The sequence below is a fragment of the Gemmatimonadota bacterium genome (assembly GCA_026702745.1).
Classification (GTDB): Bacteria; JAAXHH01; JAAXHH01; order JAAXHH01; family JAAXHH01; genus JAAXHH01.
This window is the reverse complement of record JAPPBT010000060.1, coordinates 18,944-34,027: the sequence shown is the minus strand read 5'-3', so window position 1 is coordinate 34,027 and position 15,084 is coordinate 18,944. Positions and strand designations below refer to the sequence as shown.

The window sequence follows — 15,084 nt, the reverse complement described above, 5'->3', positions numbered from 1 at the left end:
GCTGTGACCGCCGTTTCAATACACCCGATAGAGCTGGTACCTGCCATAGCCGTCGAAGTCGATGAAGACGAAACTACGGCTTATGTTGTTGTAGTGCCATACCTGGTACGGATGGGAGAAGGACCGGTCCCAGGTATGCCGTTCTATCTCGTCCGGCGGACCGTAGACGATATAGACCCGGCCCTGGTCGCTGCGCCAGCCCTTCCGGAGTCCGTCGTCGAAATGTTCGTTCGCGTACGCGATCCGCCGGTAATAGGTGATCATATGCTCGTTCCGGTCCGTTCCGGGCGTGGGGTCCCGGCGTTTCCAGAACGCTTCCAGGGCGACTTTCTGTTCTCCCGCGGGCGCGTCCCTGTATTTCTTCAGCGTATCCAGCTCGTCGTTCTTGGCGATATACCGGAGCTGCTCGGTGATCTCCCTGAAGTTCTTCGCCGTCGTCAGAGGCAGCAGGAACTGCCAGGTGATTTGGAATTCCGATTCGGCTTTCGCCCGGTTTCGAACGGCGCGGTCATCAACTTCGATCTCGAGGGTGTACACCCCCTGGGGCAGGTCGCTGGTATCGAACCGGCCGCTGTACGCGCCGATATGACCCTGCCGTTCCAGGGGTTCCTCAAGGTCCAGCATCACCTTGCCCGATGGTGATTTGATCTTGTACACCACAGACAGCGGCTGTTGCGCCTCGCCGGCCGCGTCCGAATACACCTCGTAGTAGATGTACATGTCGGTATGGTCTTCGCCGAAGGCGCGGGTCAGGTTGGGAACTATCCGGATGCCCCTGCGTTCCAGGCCGACGTTGGACGACCCTTCCAGGACCAGTCCGGCGAACTGGATGTCACTTACGCTCAGCCGGTCCTTGTAGTAATCGGGCACTTCAAAAGGCCGGGCCATGTCATGCTGGCTGCCGGTATCCTGGTCGTAGAGCTTGATCTCCAGGTCGTACTCGCCCGGGGGAAGGTAGGTAGTGTACAGCTTTGCGCGGGAATGGTCCATCACCCGCATCTCGGCTTCGGAATCCACCAGGACCGAATCCCGGATGGTCTCGGCGGTAACCTGGTAGTCGTCATCGTCGATCACGATCAGCGAAAGTTCGAAACGGGCGGCGTAGCGGTCCCCGGCCCGTACGAAACTGAACAGTTCGTTCGAAAGGCGGTAGTAGCAGTCTACACGCGTGCTGTCCACGGTATCGCCGCGCGAGGTGACGATGTCCACCACGGCTAGACTCGGGTTGATCCTGCCCGATTGATCGGGAACGCGGTCCGCCGGAGCGGGAGCGTCCGGTGTCGCCACCGCCGCCGGAGCCGCCGGAGCCGCGAGCACGGTTATGGCCGGCACCGCGAGCAGCATCGCTACGGCCGGCATCGCAAGCCCTGAAAACACCTTGATCCACCTTCCAGCGTCGAACATCGAAACTCCACTGCGCGTAAAAGAGGCGCGCGGCCTTGCCGGCGCGGACCTCGATCGCAAACGCCCGCCAAAGCGCCTTCCCTGGTGCCTTGATAGAGTTGTGTCGGGGTTTACCTTGCAATATATTTGCATTTCGTCGACCGGCAAAAGTATTATTTGCGTTCGCGCGCGACGCGCATACGCACGATTGTTCCTACATAGTATTGAATACAAATGCATCGATTCAGTTCCCCGTATCGACTCGCCCCTCGGCGAAACGGGCGGCGAAACAGGCGGCGAATCGGACGTGACGGTTCAGAAGAAACCCTGATCCGCAGCATGAAGAAAGGAAGGCAGTGTGCCTAAGACGAAGGTCGGTTTTATCGGTGGGGGCGGCATCGCCCGTGAACACATGCAGCACCTGTCCGGTATGGACGACGTGGAACTGACGGCGGTCGCCGACATCAGCGGCGCCGCCCTGGATACCTGCCGGGAAACGTACGGCATCCCCCACTGTTTCGAGGACTACCGGGAACTGCTGGCGATGGATTCGATCGACGCGGTCACCGTGGGCACCCCGAACAGCGCCCATTGCGAGCCGACCATAGACGCGCTCCGGGCCGGCAAGGACGTCCTGGTGGAGAAACCCATGGCCATCACGGCGGAAGAAGCCGCAGATATGGTCAAAGCGAGCCGGGAAACGGGCCGCATCCTGGTGATCGGTTTTCAGCACCGGTTCGCGCCGGAGGCCCGGATGCTCAAACGCTTCATCGACCGGGGAGAATTCGGAAAGATCCTGTACGGACGATGCCTGGCCCTCCGCCGCCGCGGGATTCCGAACTGGGGCGTTTTCGGCCGCAAAGACCTGCAGGGCGGGGGCGCGTTGATCGATATCGGCGTGCATATGATCGAAGCGGCCCACTATCTCATGGGCTCCCCTCAGCCCGTAAGCGCCTTCGGGAGCGCCTACACCTACCTGGGAGACCGGCCCAGCGACACGGTATCCATGTGGCCCGACTGGGATCACGAAACGTACTCGGTCGAGGACCTGGCAGTGGGGATGATCCGGTTCGACAACGGCGCCACGCTCTCCGTGGAGGCTTCCTTCGCGGCGCATATCGGAAAGGGAGAATGGACTTTCTCGCTGATGGGCGAAAAGGCCGGCGGCCAGTTCAGTCCGCCCCGCGTCTTCAAGGACCAGTCCGGCACCATGATCAACATCAAGCCGGACTATCTACCCGATATGGATGGTTTCCGCTTCAAGATGGAACATTTCATCGACTGCGTGCGGACCCGGAAACCGTCCGAGGCGCCGGGCGAGCACGGACTCCTCGTGCAGCAGATCTTGAACGGCATCTACCGGTCCGCCGAAACGGGCCGTGAAGTGCCCATAACAACCCTGGTCTGAGCCGCGGGAAAGAACGGGCGAACCGGGCGGACCGTCACGCCGATCGCTTGACACTTCGACAAGCCGGGAGGAAATGCGTTGTTCACCGACGATCAGTGGTCCTGCTGGGACGAAAACGGCTACGTGATCATACCCGAGGCCGTACCCGCCGCTCACCTGGAAGCCACGATTTCGGCCATCGCTGGATTCCTGGAACTGGACCCCCGCGATCCAGAGACCTGGTACGCCGATCCGCCCCGCCGTCTCGGATTCGTCGAAATGTACCATCACCAGGCGATGTGGGACAACCGGCAGCATGCGCGGGTCTACGAGGCGTTCAAGACCCTGTGGAACGAGGAGAAGCTCTGGGTGAGCATCGACCGTGCGAACATGACGCCGCCGGAACGGGAAGACCGGCCGCACGGGTTCAACGAGTCACTGATTCACTGGGATACGGACACGGCGGTCGATCCCGAGGCGTTCAAGGTACAGGGCGTGCTGTACCTGACCGATACGGACGCCGACCAGGGCGGCTTCCAGTGCGTACCGGGGTTCCACAGGCGGTTCTTCGAATGGGTGAAGACCCAGCCTCCCGACCGTAATCCCATGCAGCCGGACATGACGGGCCTGGAACCAGTCGCCATCCCCGGCAAGGCCGGCGACTTGCTCATCTGGCACAGCCTGCTGCCCCACGGGAACAGCCGAAACACCTCCGACCGGCCCCGCTGGAGCCAGTACATTTCCGCGAGCCCGAGCGCGGAGGATGACGAGAACCTCCGGCAACACCGCGTCTCGCTCTGGAGGAACCGCAAGAACCCGGACGCCTTCCCGGGCGATCCGCGCGGCGTCGAGCGCAGAGGCGAACCCGCGCGCCTCACCGCGCTGGGACGAAGGCTGCTGGGCCTGGACCGCTGGGCGTAAAACGGCCGTGCGCTGAGAGGAGATGTATTCGGCAGGCCGGGACCGGAACGAGAATCCGTGGGGAGGGCACGCCAGGAGGCCGTGCGCCGGGACCTAATCCTTGTTCCCGCCGCAGGACTCCCGGACGATGAGGCGGGAGCGGAGCGTGACCTGTTCGGTCGTGTCTTCTCCGCCGATCTTGCGCAGCAACAGGTCAATCGCCGTCCCGGCTATTTCCTGGTAAGGGACGGCCATCGTGGTCAGCGCAGGCGACAGGTAGGCCGACACGTCTATATCTCCGAAACCCACCACGGCCACGTCTTCCGGTATGCGTAGCCCCCCGTCGCGCAAGCCGCGGCATACGCCGATCGCCGTGTAGTCATCCCTGCAGAGCAAGGCGGTGAACCGGTCCCGCAGGTTGAGTCCCTGGATATAGCCGCCTTCGCCGCGGCTGCCCAGAGGAGGGATGATCTCATGGGCCAGGTCGTTGTCCCCCATCGCCCTGCAGTAACCTCTTCCCTTGGACGAAACCGGGCTATCGAGATCCAGGTTCCGGCCGATGTACCCGATCCGCCGGTGACCCAGTTCGATCAGGTGGTTTGTCGCGTGATAGAAGTCGGCCTCGAGGTCCAGCACGACACCGCTGATATGCTCCGTGGGATAGTAGTACGTCACCACGGGAATGTGGTTCCGCACCATGTCCCGTATTCGATCCGATTCCCCCCGGTCGCCCCGCGTGTTGATCAGTAGCCCGTCCACGCCCCTTGAGATCAACTGCCGGATCTGCATGCCCTGGTCGTCCTGCGAAGACCGGGAAGTCCGGTTCACGGCCATGCCCATCAGCAGCTGATAGTGCTCTCGCTCGGCCGCCCTGAGAATCTGTTCCGTCTGGTTTCCGTACGTTTCAAGGGAGATCTGGTAGGTGAGCAGGCCCAGCGTGCCCGTCTTGCCCGTTACGAATCCCTGCGCCATCAGATTGGGCGTATACTGCATCTCGTCCGCGGTCTGCTTCACGAGCATCCGGGTCTTTTCGCTGACGAGATAGGCCGCGCTGCGGGACAAGGCCCGCGAGACCGTGGAGTGGGAGATTCCCAGTCTCTGCGCAATGTCCTTTATGGTGACCTGCTTGACTCTCATGGACCGATCCGATCTAACCGAGGGCCGATCTGGCTTCGACTGCAGTCCCGCGCCGGAACGGGCGGACGGAACGGCCCGTGACCGTGCAGGATTCCAGAAAGGTCGAGTTAGGACGTGAACGCACGGGTTGGAATGACGAAACGCGTTTTCGAATCAGTACGATAGCGGAGAATGACACCACCCATAAAGATAAAATGGGGCGGTTCCGTGTCAAGGACGTTGAAATCGCCGTCGGAAGGACGGGCGACTCCGGAAGGACGGGCAGCGGCGGAACCCCGGGCAGTGCCGGAACCCCGGGCAGGGGCGGGACCCCGCGCGGGTCACCACGGCATCGTGGTTGGATCCACGGCGCCGGAACCACAGGATTCCCTTACAATCAGATTGGACGCCAGCACGATCTGGCATCCCACCTCCCGGCCCTCGAGAATCTTCACCATCAGTTCCATCGCCGCACGTGCGATGCCCCTGGAGGGCGTCGACTGCGTCGTAAGCGCAGGCGTCACGAAAGCCGATACGTCCGAATCGCCGCTGCCCACGATGGCCACGTCGTCCGGTACGAGGATCCCCAATTCGTCCAGGCCGCGGTATACGCCGATGGCCGTGTAGTCGCTGCAGCACAGGAGGGCGGTGAACCGGTCCTTTACCTCCCGGGATAGCCGATAGCCGGATTCCGTCTGCTGGCGGCCGACGGGCAGGCAAACGGGGTGGAGGCCGTGTTCGGTCATGGCCTTGAAATACCCCGTTCCGCGGGCGGTGTCATGACCGGCGCCTTCCCAGTTCTCACCGAGAAACCCTATGCGCCGGTGACCCAGCGCGATAAGGTGCTCCGTCGCCCGGTGGAACCCTGCCGCGAAATCCAGTACCACGCCGGGGAAGCCCCGGGCGGGATGGTGAAAAGTCACTACGGGTACCCGGTCTTCGACAGTGGCCAGGATACGCTCCGACTCTTCCTCGTCGCCCATGGTCTGGACCAGGAGTCCGTCAATGCCGCTTGATATGAACTGCTCCATCTGCACGGCCTGGCCGGTCTCAGGGGACGAGGAGTCCCATTCGGCGGACATGCCCACCAGGAGCCGGAAGTTCCGTTCGTCCGCGGCTCTCAGGAAGCTCTCGATCTGCGTGCCGGCCTGCTCCTGGTAGCTTTCGCCGGTCAGCAGGCCCAGCGTGCCCGTTTTCCCGGTGGCGAATCCCTTGGCCAGGAGGTTGGGCCGGTAGGAAAACTCCTCGGCAACCCGTTCCACCCGCCTGCGGGTATCCTCGCTTACCATGTGCGACTTGTTCCGGGACAAGGCGCGAGAGACCGTGGTGTGGGAGATGCCCAGCGTTTTCGCGATGTCCTTGATCGTCACCCGCTTCTTTCTCATCGTCCCTTCCGCACCGGTTTCACGGACGCGTCCCCGGCGGCTGGTTATCCGCCTGAAGGCCAGGACCGGTACCCGTTTTTCAGATTTTCGCTGCGAATTACACACGTTTGCAAAAACGAATTTGATCAGGCCCGGTGCGCGTGTCAATCGGTTTTTTCTATGGTGTGATCTTATCCGCGCCGCAGGATTCCCGGACGATAAGATCGGGGCTGAATACACTCCGCCGCGGGGCGGTGCGGTCGTGGATCTGGTGAATGATGTCCTGTATAACCTGGGCGGCCATATCTTCGAAGGGGATGGCTAGCGTAGTCAGGGATGGCCTGACGTAGGCCGAGACTTCGCTGTCTCCGAAACCGGTTACCGCCATGTCATCGGGAACCCGCACGCCGGATTCGATCAGTCCCCTGCAGACGCCGAGGGCCGTGTAATCAGAGCAACATGCAAGGGCCGTATACCGGCCGCGCAGCGCCCTGCCCAGGTTGTATCCGGAACGGGCGCTTCCGGCTTCGACCGGAACGATGCGGGGTGTCAGTCCGTGTCTGCGCATCGCGGTGCGATAACCCATTACATGTGAACGAGGACCGTCCGATCCGATCGGGTCTTCGCCCAGGAAACAGATCCGTTCATGCCCGAGACCGATGAGGTGCTCGGTGACCGCCTGCATGCCCGGGGCCGGGTTCAGGAGAACGCTCGATACATCGTCCACGGCGTATCCAAAGGCCGCGACGGGCAGTTTTCCTCTCGCGGCATGGACGATCCGGGCCGACTCGCTTTCGTCACCGAGTGCCTGGACCAGTATGCCGTCTACGTCACGGGCCTTCAGATGCATGAACTGCTCAGCCTGATCGGATCGTTCAGCCTGTTCAGACCTTTTGGCCTTTCCTGGCTGTTCGGCACTGTCGATTTTCCCGAAAGGTGCGGTCCGGCTCGAGACCGCCGCGGATGTTGCGGTCCGGCTCGAGACCGCCGCGACCAGCACCTGGTAACCTTCTCGAGCGGCGGCCCGCACCAGGTGGCTGATCTGCCGGCCGGTGAATTCCTGGCCGATCCGGTTGGTCACCAGCCCCAGGACGCCTTCCGTTCCCTGTACGAAAGCCTGGGCCATGAGATTGGGCGAATAGTCCATCTCCGCCGCGGTCCGTCTCACAAGCAGACGCGTCTGTTCCTTTACGAGGTGGGACATGCGGGGAGACAGCGCCCGGGAGACCGTGGAGTACGAAATGCCCAGCCGCCTGGCGATGTCCTTGATCGTGACCGGCCTGTTCCTCACGGGTCTGGCTCCCGTGACTGTGCGCGGTTCACGACGGCGGGTAGGATCCATGCCATTGCCATCCAGCGCACACGTGTGTATAGACGGTCGTGACAACACGCTGGTTCATGAATAGGGTATCTCGATTGCATTTGCGGTGATCCGGATCTTGAGGCGTGGGTAAGCGGTGTGGGTATCCTGCGAAAGGTAGGTCTTTGCCGTGAGGATTGTCAAGCGGCAAGGTGGCTCAAGCGCCCGGTCGTCCTTCCCGTTGCCTGGCGGGAATAAAACTATGGCGTACCTTTCCTACCGGATGGTATCTTCTTCTCCGTGAAACCCGATTCATCCAGTCCCTTCCAGCTCGAAACCGAACTCAGACGCGATCTGGGCGTGGTATCCGCCACGACCATCATCGTCGGCGGCATTATCGGTTCCGGCATCTTCGGCGCGCCGGCGGGCATCGCCCAGCAGCTCGGCAATCCCGGCCTGTTCCTCCTGGTGTGGATCCTGGGCGGGGCGCTGGGCTTCGCCGGAGCCCTGTGCTTCGCCGAACTCGGCACCATGATGCCCCGGAGCGGCGGGCAGTTCGTCTACCTGAACGAGGCCTTCCCGCCCATCATCGCCTTCCTCTACGGATGGGTGGAGTTCGTGCTGCTCCAGAGCGCCGGCATGGCCGCCATCGGCGCCATATGCACCAGCTACATGGGGTATTTCATCCCGGCGATCTCGCCCCAGATCACCGTGCTGGAACTCGGTCCCCTGAGCATCTCTTCCCAGCAGGTCGCCGTCTGGGCGCTGATCCTGTTCCTCTGCTATGTCAATTACGTCGGCGTCCGATTCGGCGGACTGGTGATGAACCTGACGACCTTCGCCAAGGTTACGGCCCTGGTCGGCCTGGCGCTGCTGGCCGCCTGGATCGGCGGGAACAGCGAGCATTTCGTGCCGCTGGTGCCGCCGGACATGGACTTCAGCATCCTGGCCGTGCTCGGTCCGGCGATGATCGGCGGTCTCTTCGCCTACCAGGGCTGGGTCAACACCAACATGGTCGTGGGCGAAGTGAAGGACCCCCAGCGTATCCTGCCCCGGGTGATCTTCTTCGGCCTGGGCCTTTGCACGCTCGTGTACCTCGCGGTCAACTGGTCCTACCTGTACATCCTGAGCATCGACGAAATCGCGGCTTCCGAGCGCGTTGCGGCCGACGCGGCAAGCCGGCTGATCGGCCCCGTGGGCGCGTCGCTGATCTCGGCGGCCGTCATGATCTCGACCTTCGGCACCATGAACGGCACCATGATCATCACCCCCCGGATCCCCTACGCCATGGCGAGAGCGGGCCTGTTCTTCAAGTGGTTCACCCATGTGCACCCCCGGTACCGGACGCCGTCCCGCGCCGTCGTGGCCATGTCGATCATGGGTTTCGTGTGGACCTTCCTGGGCGGCTTCCAGGACATCATCAACGCCTTCGTCTACATCGTCTACCTGTACTACGGGCTCAACGTCCTCGCCCTCATCGTGCTCCGGCGCAAGCATCCGAACGCCCACAGGCCCTACAAAGTCCCCGGCTATCCCTACGTGCCGGTGCTGTTCCTGGTGGTGGTGGCCTGGGTCGTGGTGACGGTCGTCACGCAGAACTTCCTGCAGGCGCTGCCCGGACTGGGATGCCTGGGCCTGGGGGCCGTGGTATACCTGGTCTGGTTCCGGAAAGCTTAACGCGATAGGTCTCACGTCGTCCCTGCACCGCGGTATTCCGGTCCATCTGCCTGACGCAGTACAGGACCTGTCGCACCCCGCTTCCTCTCCTACCCCGATGGGCTTTTTTCCGCTTTAAATCCCGCCGCGAAGAGGATCATAACCAGTATGACCAGGACGGCGGGCAGGCTCCAGAATACCTGCCAGTCCGACAGGCTGAGACTCCCCGACGAACCGAGAAAGGCATTGTAGACCCGGCCGGCGATCTGGGCGCCGATCAGCATGCCCAGTCCGCTGGAAACGAGGACGAACAGCCCCTGGGCCTGTCCGCGGTTCGCAGATGTCGCCTGCTGGTCCATGTAGACGTGGGCGGTCACGAAGAAGAAGTCGTAGCAGATGCCGTGGAGGATGATCCCCGTAACGATCAGGGTCCACAGCGCGTCCGGCGCACCGAGGGAGAACAGCCCGTACCGGATGATCCAGGCGGCCATGGCGATCAGCAACATGCGCTTCACGCCGAGTCGCCGGAAGAAGAAGGGCATGCACAGCATCAGGAACACCTCGGAAAACTGGCCCAGGGTCTGCGTGCCGGCGATGTTCGTGAATCCCGTCGCGCCGAGGTAGATCTGCGTGAAGTTGTAGTAGAAGGCCAGCGGGATGCAGAGGAGCAGGGCGCTCAGGATGAACAGGTAGAACGACCGGCTTCCCAGTTCCTGCAGGGCGTCCAGCCCGATCACGGACCGCAGCGATGCCTTCCTTCCCGCGGCGGCCGGCGGCGTCCGGCCGAGTGTGAAGCTGTACAGCCCCATGACCAGGCCCGCCGCTCCGGTCGTGTAGAGTGGCCAGGCCGTCTCTTCGGGGATGACCCCGCCCGTGAACAGCCCCAGGACGAAACTGATGAAGAGGCCCGCGGCGATCCAGCCGACCGTGCCGAACACCCGGATCAGCGGATACTGCGCTTCCCGGTCCTCGATCCGGTGAAACGTGATGGCGTTCACCAGGCCCAGGGTCGGCATGTAGCAGATGTTGTAGGCCAGCAGGAGGAGGATGAAGAGGAGCGGCGAATCCACGGCCCCGGGAACGAGCAGCATGACGCCGCCTGCCAGGATGTGCAGCCAGCCGAGGATCCGTTCCGGAGCGAAATAGCGGTCCGCCACCAGGCCCAGGAAGAAGGGAGAGATGATCGCGGCCACCGGATTTACCGTGTAGGGCCAGTGGGTCAGGTCTCCCATCCCGTGGGCGCTCATGTAGACGGCGATCGTCGTGAACCAGGCCCCCCAGATGAAGAACTGGAGGAACATCATGAGACAAAGGGATGGGGACATGGAATCCTGGTTCTATGGGCCGGTCCGGGCCGCCTGGTTTACCGGTGCCGCCGGGGTCAGATGGCCGACCGGGACGCGGCTGGCGGACACCGGGACTATCTGCCGACCTTGTAGCCGTAGCCTACGGCGATCCACGCCTTGACCGGCTGCTGCCTCAAGGTGGCGGGATGATATCTGGAAGCGAAGATCTTCTGAAGCAGCAGATCGTCGATCTCGGCGTATCCGGTCGATTCGATCATAGTGGCGTCCACGACCTCCCCTTGTTCATCAATCAGCAGTTCGAACCGGACGATGCTGTCTTTCACGTGGCGCAGATTCCGCGGGATTTCCCTCCGGGAGATGCTCATGTTGAGACGGCGCGGAATGGGCGGCGTGTCGTATTTCCAGGTGCCGTCGCCCCCATCGCCGAGGCCGCCCGTACCGCCGCTCCCGCTTCCCCCTTCGACGCCTCCCGCGACGCCCGATCCCGCCATGCCGGCCTCGTCGCCGGGTTCACTCTCGGATTCCATGGCGACGGCCACGGCCCTTTCCATTTCCTCCTGGGAAGCGATCTCATGTTCCTCGGCGATCAGGCTGTCGTCGATCGGTTCGGGTATCCCCACGACCACGGGGACGGGCACGCCCTGGCTCATGATGTCGTCACCGGGATCTTCCGGTGGCTCGAGCCGGCCTGGCCGGCCGCCGCCCTGCTCCGACGTGAGCAGCCTGGCCGGATCGATGAGGTCGATCAGATGATCGGGATAGGGCAGGATCTCAAGCTCCACCATGGGCTCGAAGTCGATCTGGCTGTAGACGTAGATGCCGCCTGCGGCGAAGAAATGCAGGAAGGCGGCGAACCAGACTCCGGCGCCGAGAAACCGGCGCGAGAACCGCTTTAGCGGGTGGGGAACCAGATCCTCGACCTCGTACCGATCCAGGTACCGTCCGATCCGGTTTGCGTATTGTGCGGACCACGCGAACCATGCGGTCCGTTCGGACCGTGCTGACCGCTCAAATCGCCTGTTCATGGGAGGTCATCTCGGGGGCCGGCCACGAAGGCCCGACGGGAGAAAACTGACGGCTCGGTTTATGCCCATAAGTTCCACCGCGCCAGTCGTACTGTCAAGGTTTTTGCCCGTGTCGACTGGGTGCCGGAACCCCACTGACTGCAACCATAAAACGCTTGACAGGGACCCACCCCGGTTTCATCATGCCTTACGTTTTAAGGTTCGTTCCGCCTTGCCGGGTGAACCGGTATCCGCTGCTGTTTCCACGTATTCACGACGGTGTTCATCCCACGGTCATCCGGACCGGGCGTCACGGGTGGCCGTGATGCCGTTTACCGGACGGGGATCATGCTCATGAGCGTTCCGACGACTGGAATGAAACGCGTCATGGCCGGCCTGCTGCTCTGCGGTCTCTTCGGCGGACCGGGCGGACCGGGCGGACCGGGTGGCCTTGCCATCCTGGGCGTCCCCGGCGGACCAGACGGCCAGGTCCACGCCCAGGAAGAGGGAATCACCCTGGAGATGACCACGGAAGCGGGGACCATCGAGATCGTGCTCGATCCGGTCCGGGCGCCCGTTACCGTGGCGAATTTCCTGCGGTACGTGGACGCCGGACAGTACAACGGCGGGGTGTTCCACCGGACGGTGACCATGGACAACCAGCCGAACAACGATGTGAAGATCGAGGTGATACAGGGCGCCGTAAACCCCGATTACCGGGACGACAGCTATCCGCCCAACAGCGGATTCGATCCGATTCCCCTCGAACGGACCTCCACGACCGGACTGAAGCATGTCGACGGGGCCATCTCCATGGCGCGCATGGGGCCCGACACGGCAACCTCCGGGTTCTTCTTCTGCATCGGCGACCAGCCCGAACTGGATTTCGGCGGCAAACGCAACCCGGACGGGCAGGGATTCGCCGCATTCGGCCGCGTGACCCGGGGCATGGACGTGATCCGGAAGATCCAGATGTCCTCCCGCGAAAACCAGCGTCTCACGCCGCCGGTCGTGATCACCAAAGTGGAAAGAATGACCAGGTAGTCAGCACCGACAGGACAACCACGGACGGGGCAACCTCGGACAGGAGGAGCGCTTCATGGCCGATCGCGTTGAGCGGCCGGAATCCTTTTTCGGCTTCCGGCTCGGCGACGACCGCAAGATGGCCCGCTGGGACCGCATCGCGGAGTATTTCTACCTGCTGAACCAGCAGAGCAAGGACATCCGGGTGGTCAACCTGGGTCCCACGACGGAGGGCAACCCCTTCCTGATGGCCATCATCACCTCCGCGGAGAACCAGGCCAGGCTGGAGGAGCTTCGGGAGGTCAACGGGCGGATCGCCGATCCGAGGGGCCTTTCCGATACCGAGATCGACGGCCTGGTGCAGGAAGGCAAGGTCATCGTCTGCCAGTCCATGAGCCTCCACGCCAATGAAATCGCCGCGACGCAGATGGCGCCTCAGCTTGCCTACAACCTGGTGACGGGCGAAGACGAGGCCACGAAGCAAATTCTGGAAAACGTGATCTTCCTGATGGTGCCCTGCTTCAATCCCGACGGGCAACTCATGGTGACCGACTGGTACAACGAGCACCTGGGCACGGACTACGAGGGATGCGACCTGCCCTGGCTGTATCACCGGTACTGCGGCCACGACAACAACCGGGACGCCTTCATGCTGAACCTGGTGGAATCGAAGTACATGGCCCGGATCATGTTCCAGGACTGGCATCCCCACGTATTCCAGGACCACCACGAAATGGGCGGCTATCAGCCCCGCCTGTTCGTCTGCCCCTATTGCGAACCCATTCATCCCCACGCCGACCCGCTCGTATGGCGCGAGATCAACTGGTACGGGGCCCACATGGTCTACAAGCTGGAGGAAGCGGGCCACCAGGGCGTTATCAGCGGCGCCATGTTCCCGGCCTGGTACCATATGGGGTTTCACTGGCTCGGCAACTACCACAACATCGCGAGCCTGCTTTCCGAAACGGCCCAGGCGAAACTGGCCAGTCCCCTCTACGTGCATCCCCATCAGCTCAGGGGCGAGGACGGAAACACCCTGCACACGCTGCCCCATTACAAGCCGCAGACCAATTTCCCGAATCCATGGCCGGGGGGCTGGTGGCGGTTGCGCGACATGGTGGACCAGCAGCTCGTCGCCGCCACCGGAATCATGGATATCGCGGCACGGTGCCGGGAAACGGTGCTGCGGAACGCCGTGCAGAAGGCCCTGCATCAGACCCAGAGGGGCCGGGAAGACGATTCCGCGGGTTTCTTCATCCGCCCTGACCAGCACGATCCGGCGGTCGTGACCCTCCTCGTGAACGCCCTGCTTCGCCAAGGCATCGACGTGCAGCGAACCCGGACTCGGGCGACGGTGGGAAGCCGGGTCTATCCCGCCGGTACCTGGTTCATTCCCAATGCCCAGCCCAAGCGCGGCGTGGTCAAGACGCTGCTGGAGCGGACCTTCTGGCCGGACGACGCCTGGGCGCGCAAGGCCGACGGCTCCCCCACCAGGATCTTCGACACGACGACGGACACGCTGGCGGAGATGATGGGCGTCTGCGCAGAACCCGCGGAAGTGCCCCACGCAGCCCTGGACGTGGAAGCCCTGAACCTGGATGCCGTGACCGAACCGGCGTCGGCGAACGGTGCGGTGACCGGCGACGGCGCGCACGGCATGGCCATCGACCCCCGTTTTAACGCCGCCTTCGCCGCAGTCAATGCGGCGCTCGTTGCGGGCGCGGATGTCTGCCGTGCCACCGGCCCCGTATCCGTGGGCGGCCAAGGCATGTCGCCCATGCCGCCCGGCGCCTTTATCGTCAGCGGGATCGACCAGGCGAGGTCCGAGGAGATCGTCCGGGATGCCGGCGCCGCGGGCTACCGCCTCGAAGATCCGGTGGAAGGCGAACCCGTCGGGCCGCCGCGCATCGCCATGTACCAGCGGTACTGGGGCGGCAACATGCCCGAAGGCTGGACCCGCATGACGCTGGAGCAGTCGGGTTTTTCCTACCGCTCCGTACGGGACGCCGATATCCGGGACGGCCTCAGCAACCTCTGCGACGCGTTCATCCTGCCCGACGACACGATGGACATGATGGCCGGCACGGAACAGGAGATCGAAAGACGCCTGAAGACCGTGCCCCAGCCCGAAAAGTACCGCAGCGCCCTGGGCGAATCGGAAATCGAGGCCATCGGCGCCTTCGTGGAGAAAGGCGGCACGCTCGTGGCCGTCGGCCGCGCGTGCCAGCTTCCCATCGAGAAGTTCGGCCTCCACATCACCGACGTAACGGCCGGACTGCCGGAAAGCGCGTTCTTCTGCCCCGGTTCCACGCTGCGGATCCGGGTCGACAACACCCACCGGCTGGGATACGGCATGCCGGAGCGGGCCCTGGCCATGCACCGCGGCAGTCCCGTGTATTCGATCAACCCATCGCACTTCAACGACCGGTACGAGGTGGTTGCCGCCTATCCCGAGAAGGACGTGCTCGAGAGCGGGTGGCTGATCGGCGAGGAACACATCGCCGGCAAGCCCGCCATGATCAGCGTGCGCCACGGAGAAGGCCGCATCGTACTCTACGGGTTCCAGGTCAATTTCCGCAACCAGACCCACGGCACCTTCAAGCTGCTCTTCAACGCGTTGTACGGGAGCTGACGGGCAAGCGAG

General features: G+C 63.2%; 11 protein-coding genes. 5 read left to right on the top strand and 6 right to left on the bottom strand.

Annotation, left to right across the window (positions count from 1 at the left end):
* Positions 1-15: 15 nt before the first annotated feature.
* Positions 16-1,404 carry a GWxTD domain-containing protein gene (locus OXH56_09600; GenBank protein ID MCY3555561.1) on the bottom strand — a complete coding sequence of 463 codons (1,389 nt, stop codon included), beginning with the start codon at positions 1,402-1,404 and terminating at the stop codon, positions 16-18.
* A 337-nt stretch (positions 1,405-1,741) separates the two neighbouring features.
* Between OXH56_09600 and OXH56_09595 the strand changes: the two genes are divergently transcribed.
* Together OXH56_09595 and OXH56_09590 are read left to right on the top strand one after the other, a co-directional pair.
* Positions 1,742-2,791, top strand: coding sequence for a Gfo/Idh/MocA family oxidoreductase (locus OXH56_09595; protein MCY3555560.1), 1,050 nt, complete (start codon positions 1,742-1,744; stop codon positions 2,789-2,791).
* A gap of 78 nt (positions 2,792-2,869) precedes the next feature.
* Positions 2,870-3,691, top strand: a complete 822-nt coding sequence (locus tag OXH56_09590) for a phytanoyl-CoA dioxygenase family protein (protein ID MCY3555559.1) — start codon at positions 2,870-2,872, stop codon at positions 3,689-3,691.
* Between the two features lie 93 nt (positions 3,692-3,784).
* On the opposite strand, the gene OXH56_09585 is transcribed toward OXH56_09590, so the two are convergent.
* The 3 genes from OXH56_09585 to OXH56_09575 all read right to left on the bottom strand — a co-directional run bounded on the left by OXH56_09585 (position 3,785) and on the right by OXH56_09575 (position 7,441).
* The gene (locus OXH56_09585; GenBank protein ID MCY3555558.1) at positions 3,785-4,807 is read right to left on the bottom strand and encodes a LacI family DNA-binding transcriptional regulator; all 1,023 of its coding nucleotides are present in this window, start codon (positions 4,805-4,807) and stop codon (positions 3,785-3,787) included.
* A gap of 320 nt (positions 4,808-5,127) precedes the next feature.
* Positions 5,128-6,171 carry a LacI family DNA-binding transcriptional regulator gene (locus tag OXH56_09580; protein MCY3555557.1) on the bottom strand — a complete coding sequence of 348 codons (1,044 nt, stop codon included), beginning with the start codon at positions 6,169-6,171 and terminating at the stop codon, positions 5,128-5,130.
* Positions 6,172-6,328: 157 nt separating this feature from the next.
* Positions 6,329-7,441, bottom strand: a complete 1,113-nt coding sequence (locus tag OXH56_09575; GenBank protein MCY3555556.1) for a LacI family DNA-binding transcriptional regulator — start codon at positions 7,439-7,441, stop codon at positions 6,329-6,331.
* A gap of 309 nt (positions 7,442-7,750) precedes the next feature.
* Here OXH56_09575 and OXH56_09570 point away from each other — a divergent pair, with 309 nt between their 5' ends.
* Positions 7,751-9,127 carry an amino acid permease gene (locus OXH56_09570; GenBank protein ID MCY3555555.1) on the top strand — a complete coding sequence of 459 codons (1,377 nt, stop codon included), beginning with the start codon at positions 7,751-7,753 and terminating at the stop codon, positions 9,125-9,127.
* An 89-nt stretch (positions 9,128-9,216) separates the two neighbouring features.
* Here the strand turns inward: OXH56_09570 and OXH56_09565 are convergent, their stop codons facing one another.
* Together OXH56_09565 and OXH56_09560 are read right to left on the bottom strand one after the other, a co-directional pair.
* Complete coding sequence (locus OXH56_09565; protein MCY3555554.1) at positions 9,217-10,431, bottom strand: MFS transporter; 1,215 nt, start codon at positions 10,429-10,431, stop codon at positions 9,217-9,219.
* A 95-nt stretch (positions 10,432-10,526) separates the two neighbouring features.
* Positions 10,527-11,438 (bottom strand): hypothetical protein, encoded by a 912-nt coding sequence (locus OXH56_09560; GenBank protein MCY3555553.1) that lies wholly within the window; start codon positions 11,436-11,438, stop codon positions 10,527-10,529.
* 333 nt (positions 11,439-11,771) lie between these two features.
* Between OXH56_09560 and OXH56_09555 the strand changes: the two genes are divergently transcribed.
* Both OXH56_09555 and OXH56_09550 read left to right on the top strand, forming a co-directional pair.
* Positions 11,772-12,461, top strand: coding sequence for a peptidylprolyl isomerase (locus OXH56_09555; GenBank protein ID MCY3555552.1), 690 nt, complete (start codon positions 11,772-11,774; stop codon positions 12,459-12,461).
* 55 nt (positions 12,462-12,516) lie between these two features.
* Complete coding sequence (locus tag OXH56_09550) at positions 12,517-15,072, top strand: M14 family metallopeptidase (protein ID MCY3555551.1); 2,556 nt, start codon at positions 12,517-12,519, stop codon at positions 15,070-15,072.
* The last annotated feature ends 12 nt before the right edge of the window (positions 15,073-15,084 follow it).

Coding starts and splice junctions, on each gene's coding strand:
- OXH56_09585 (MCY3555558.1), bottom strand. CDS start 4,807: ATGAGAGTCAAGCAGGTCACCATAAAGGACATTGCGCAGAGACTGGGA.
- OXH56_09600 (MCY3555561.1), bottom strand. CDS start 1,404: ATGTTCGACGCTGGAAGGTGGATCAAGGTGTTTTCAGGGCTTGCGATG.
- OXH56_09555 (MCY3555552.1), top strand. CDS start 11,772: ATGAGCGTTCCGACGACTGGAATGAAACGCGTCATGGCCGGCCTGCTG.
- OXH56_09580 (MCY3555557.1), bottom strand. CDS start 6,171: ATGAGAAAGAAGCGGGTGACGATCAAGGACATCGCGAAAACGCTGGGC.
- OXH56_09550 (MCY3555551.1), top strand. CDS start 12,517: ATGGCCGATCGCGTTGAGCGGCCGGAATCCTTTTTCGGCTTCCGGCTC.
- OXH56_09565 (MCY3555554.1), bottom strand. CDS start 10,431: ATGTCCCCATCCCTTTGTCTCATGATGTTCCTCCAGTTCTTCATCTGG.
- OXH56_09560 (MCY3555553.1), bottom strand. CDS start 11,438: ATGAACAGGCGATTTGAGCGGTCAGCACGGTCCGAACGGACCGCATGG.